Below are 841 nucleotides of genomic sequence, written 5' to 3' on the forward strand. Positions count from 1 at the left end.
TGTCTGGATGCGAGACCTCCTTGGCGGCAGCGATGACCTGGAGGGCGGGCGGCAACGCGTCTGAATCGGGCGGCTTGTAGCGGCGGTTGGCCAGCTTCGGCTCGGCGGCCAGGCGGCTGCGCACCACCTCATCCGGTGCTCGCCCCTTCAGCACGCGCTGACGTCTCCTGTTGTAAGCCTGATTGAAGCCCTTGAGCAGCGTCTCGAGGTCCCGATGGCTATAGATCGTGATGCCCAGCACCTCGCGCTGCACCCGCCCGTTGAAGCGCTCCACGAGACCATTGGTTTGCGGTGTATACGGCTTGGTCCTGCGGTGCTCCAGCTTCAGCTGGCGGCAGGCCTCTTCAAAGCCATCGGCGGTAAAGCAGGATCCTCTGTCGGTGAGCACGTGCGTGATCTTGAAGGGAAACGCGCGGACCGCCTCTTTCAGGAAGGCGACCGCGCTGGTGGCCAGCTCATCGTCCTTGACGGCCAGATGCACCCACCGTGAGCAGCGGTCGATGGCCACATACAAATAGCGCTTGCGGCGCTCGCCGTTGGCGGTCTGCAGCTTGGGCAGGTGCTTGATGTCCATGTGGATGAAGCCAAGATCGTAATCCTTGAACGTGCCGCTCCGGCGCTGGCGCTGCTGCGCCGGGGGCAATCGTCCCAAGCCTTCCGCCTTGAGGATGCGGTAGACGGCATCGCGGTTGAGATGCGGCAGGAAATGGCTGACCACAAACGTGAGGTCATCGAGCGGGAAGCCGGTGGCCTGGCGCAGGGCACAGACGATGGCGCGCTCTTCCTCGGTGGCCTTCCAGGGCAGCTTGTGCGGCCGGCTGCTATGGTCCTGGCAGTCCTG

The 841-nt window shown here is 64.3% G+C and carries 1 protein-coding gene; it reads right to left on the reverse strand.

Annotated features, from left to right (window positions below; all coding sequences use genetic code 11):
• Nucleotides 1-841, reverse strand: an 841-nt coding sequence (locus tag FS320_RS51505) for a DDE-type integrase/transposase/recombinase (protein ID WP_152718777.1), incomplete at both ends; no start/stop codon positions are given.

The organism is Microvirga tunisiensis (assembly GCF_009296175.1).
Taxonomy (GTDB): Bacteria; Pseudomonadota; Alphaproteobacteria; order Rhizobiales; family Beijerinckiaceae; genus Microvirga; species Microvirga tunisiensis.